Below are 3,335 nucleotides of genomic sequence, written 5' to 3'. Positions count from 1 at the left end.
GATGCTCGGCAGCTCCCGCAGGCTCGGGGGCGTGGCCGGGGCCTGGGGGCCGTGCGGTGCCGCTGGTGCGGGCGCGTGCGGGGCCCGCGGTGCACCCTGGGCGGTCGGGACGCCGACGGCCAGTGCGGCCGTGGTCGCCAATCCGACGGCGGCGGCCGCCGCCGAGCGCGAGAACTTGCCGAGCATCCTGTCACTCCCGATGGTTACCCGAGTTACGGGTGTTACTACTGAGGTTTCTGTGACAGAAAAACATGCCTGTTAATGGCGTGGCAATCGTCGAGTCCGAGCTGTGACGAGCTTGCAACCGGCCGTAGACACGACCGGGAACGGTCAGACGTAGGCGATGCCGATGACCGGCACGATGCTGCAGGAGACGATCCGCTTGGACTTGGTCCGGGTCGTCACGTTGCCCGAGATCACGCTCAGCACGCGACCGCGGCCGGTGCTGGCGATGGCGGTGAAGGTGCCCGGACCGGTCTTGGCGTTGATCTTCGGGTTGCGGCGCAGGTTGATCGCACCGGTGCGCCCGTTGTCCAGGTTCAGCCACTGTGCGAGCAGCGGCCGGCCGGGGTTGTTGACCGCGGGGCCGGTGCCCATGCTGGTGTACACGTACCCGATCTGACCGCGCTTGGGGCCGGGGGCGGGCGCCTTCTGCGGCCCGGCGGTCACCAGCGCCCGACCGAGGGAGTTGCCCCCGCCGAGGGAGCCGAGCGAACCGCGGGCGGATTCGGGCATGCAGCCGACGCCGATCGTCGGGTACAGGAACTCCTGGATGCGCGGTGCCCTGGGGCCGCGGGGGATCTCGGGATCGCCCGGCTTGGCCTTCTTCTTGTCCGCGGGGCGACGGTGGCCCTGCTGGGCGGCGAGGGTGCGCTTGCCGGGCTCGCCGAGGAAGTCGACGATCTGCTGCCAGACCGCGCGCACCTCGGGGGTGAGCGACTTGTCGGTGGCGAGGGTGTTCGCGTCGGCGAAGAGCGCCGGGTTGACCTTGCCGTCCGGGCCGGGGGTGGCCATCGAGCCGACGATGGCCGGGGCGAAGGCGCCGAGGGAGTCCAGCACCCGCTGATCGACCTTCTTGGGCGTGGCGGCCAGAGCGGCGCCCACCTCGTCGGCCGGCGCGGGCGCGGCGATCGAGGCGGCGGCCGGGCTGAGGAGTCCGGCGGTGAGGGCGACGGTGACCGCGGTCAGCGGGAGGTTCACTCGCACGGGGTCGGTCCTTAACAGTCGGCTGGTTCGAACGCGGGCCAGTCTATGTCGGGACGCGGTGCGCGGTCGAATGCAGGTGCAGCGAGCACCATAACCCGGTGGAGCTGTGACTATTGATACTGGTGATGCAATTGTTACTAATGGGTTTACGGCTCGCAGTGACATTCCGCGCACCGTCGAAAGGGATCCGGCGACGGGGGTGGCCCGGTGGTTAGATCTATCCATGCGCAGTCGAGAACACGCCGGAATCGTCGCCCGGACCGCCGGTGCCCTGCTCGCGGCGGCGGTGGCGATGGGGGCCGTCGCGGGGTGTGGCGGGTCCGACGACGGCCGCAGCGTGACGTTGTTGACCCACGACTCCTTCGAGCTGCCGTCCTCGGTGCTCGACGCCTTCACCAAGGCGACCGGCCTGACGCTCAAGATCGCCAAGTCCGGTGACGCGGGCAAGCTGGCTTCGCAGATCTCACTGACCCCGGGCTCGCCCAAGGGCGACCTGGTCTACGGCATCGACAACACATTCGCGTCGCGACCGGTCGAGGCCGGCGCCCTCGCGCCGTACACCTCGCCGGCCGCCGCGAACGGTGCCGCGGACTACGCACTCGCCGGGGCTCCCGGCTTGCTGACCGCCGTCAACCGCGGCGACGTCTGCCTCAACGTCGACTCGGCCTGGTACGACGCGCACAACCAGGCCCCGCCGACCTCGCTCGACGACCTGGTGAAGCCGGAGTACAAGGGTCAGGCCGCCCTGCTGGACCCGGCCACCTCGTCGCCGGGCATCTCCTTCCTGCTCACCACGATCGGCCAGAAGCGCGGCGGCTGGGAGGCCTACTGGCGCGACCTGGTCGCCAACGACGCCACGATCGTCTCCGGGTGGGCGATCGCCTACAACCAGCTGTTCAGCGCCGGCACCGGCCACGGCTCCAAGCCGATCGTCGTCTCCTACGCATCCTCGCCCGCGGCGACGCCGGGCACCGCCGCGCTGCTCGAGACCTGCTATCGCCAGGTGGAGTACGCCGGGGTCCTCAAGGGGGCGGCGAACGTCGAGGGCGCGCACAAGGCCATCGACTTCCTGCTCGGCCCCACCGTGCAGAAGGTGCTGCCGACGTCGATGTACGTCTACCCGGTCACCCGCGACATCCCGCTGCCGGACGGGTGGGCCACCCGCGCACCGATCCCGGAGTGGACGGTGAACATGCCGCCGGAGTACATCGCCAAGAACCGCGAGGCCTGGTTGCAGCAGTGGCGGGACGCCGTCGGGCGGTAGAACGGTGACCCGGTCGCGCGCCGGCCTGCTGCTCCTGGGAGCGGTCCCGCTGGCCTTCTTCGCCGTCTTCTTCGGCTGGCCGCTGATCGCGCTGTTCCAGCGGGCCGTCGCGTCGAACGATGGCACCGGTCTGCTCGAGCTCTGGCAGCGCGCCGGGGCCGGCGGGCTGCTGACGTTCACCCTCGCCCAGGCGGCCGCGTCGACCGTGCTGACCCTGCTGGTGGCCGCGCCGATCACCTGGCTGGTGGCGCGGGTCCGGTTCACCGGCTCGCGGTTGATGCTGGTGGTGGTCACGCTGCCGTTCGTGTTGCCGAGTGTGGTGGTCGGGATGGCGTTCCGCGCCGTGTTCACCGGGCCGCTGTCGTTTCTGCCCGCCGCGCTCGGCGGCGACCTCGACGACGCCGGGCCCGCGCTCGTTCCGGTCTTGTGCGCGCACGTCTTCCTGAACACGGCCGTGGTCGTGCGGGTCGTCGGTGCGACCTGGGCCGGGCTCGACCCCCGCCAGGTGCAGGCCGCGCAGGTGACCGGTGCCGGGCCGCTGCGGGCCTTCGGCACGGTCACGCTGCCGCGTCTGCTGCCGGCCATCGCAGCGGCGGCCGCCCTGGTGTTCCTGTTCTGCACGACCAGCTACGGCGTGATCATGGTCCTCGGCGGCGGGCAGCTGCGGACGGTCGAGACGGCGATCTACACCGAGGGCGTGGCCAACTTCCGCCTGCCCGAGGCGGCGGCGCTGTCCGTGCTGCAGATCGGCGTCGTCGCCCTGACGCTCATCGTCGCGCGCCTGCTGTCGCGTCGGGCGACCGCGGACCGCCCCGGCGAGGATCTGCCGCCCCGCCCGCGCGGCCGGACGCGTGTCGCCGCCGTG

Annotated in this window: 4 protein-coding genes; 2 read left to right on the top strand and 2 right to left on the bottom strand. The window is 71.4% G+C overall.

Annotated elements, in window-relative coordinates:
* Window positions 1-186 (bottom strand): hypothetical protein (locus QM633_RS06210; RefSeq protein ID WP_415152864.1); only part of this gene is annotated, 186 nt, incomplete at its 3' end.
* 144 nt (window positions 187-330) lie between these two features.
* Entirely contained in the window at window positions 331-1,206 is an 876-nt protein-coding gene (locus QM633_RS06205; RefSeq protein WP_415152863.1) for a hypothetical protein, read from the bottom strand.
* Between the two features lie 223 nt (window positions 1,207-1,429).
* Here QM633_RS06205 and QM633_RS06200 point away from each other — a divergent pair, with 223 nt between their 5' ends.
* Together QM633_RS06200 and QM633_RS06195 are read left to right on the top strand one after the other, a co-directional pair.
* On the top strand, window positions 1,430-2,470 hold the full coding sequence (locus QM633_RS06200) for a thiamine ABC transporter substrate-binding protein (protein WP_415152862.1): 1,041 nt from the start codon (window positions 1,430-1,432) through the stop codon (window positions 2,468-2,470).
* 4 nt (window positions 2,471-2,474) lie between these two features.
* The coding region (locus QM633_RS06195) for an ABC transporter permease (RefSeq protein ID WP_415152861.1) at window positions 2,475-3,335 on the top strand (861 nt) is incomplete at its 3' end.

Origin of the sequence: Propionicimonas sp. (assembly GCF_047606205.1) — a bacterium.
Classification (GTDB): Bacteria; Actinomycetota; Actinomycetes; order Propionibacteriales; family Propionibacteriaceae; genus Propionicimonas.
The sequence above is the reverse complement of the archived record's forward strand: the minus strand, read 5'-3'. Positions and strand labels throughout refer to the sequence as shown.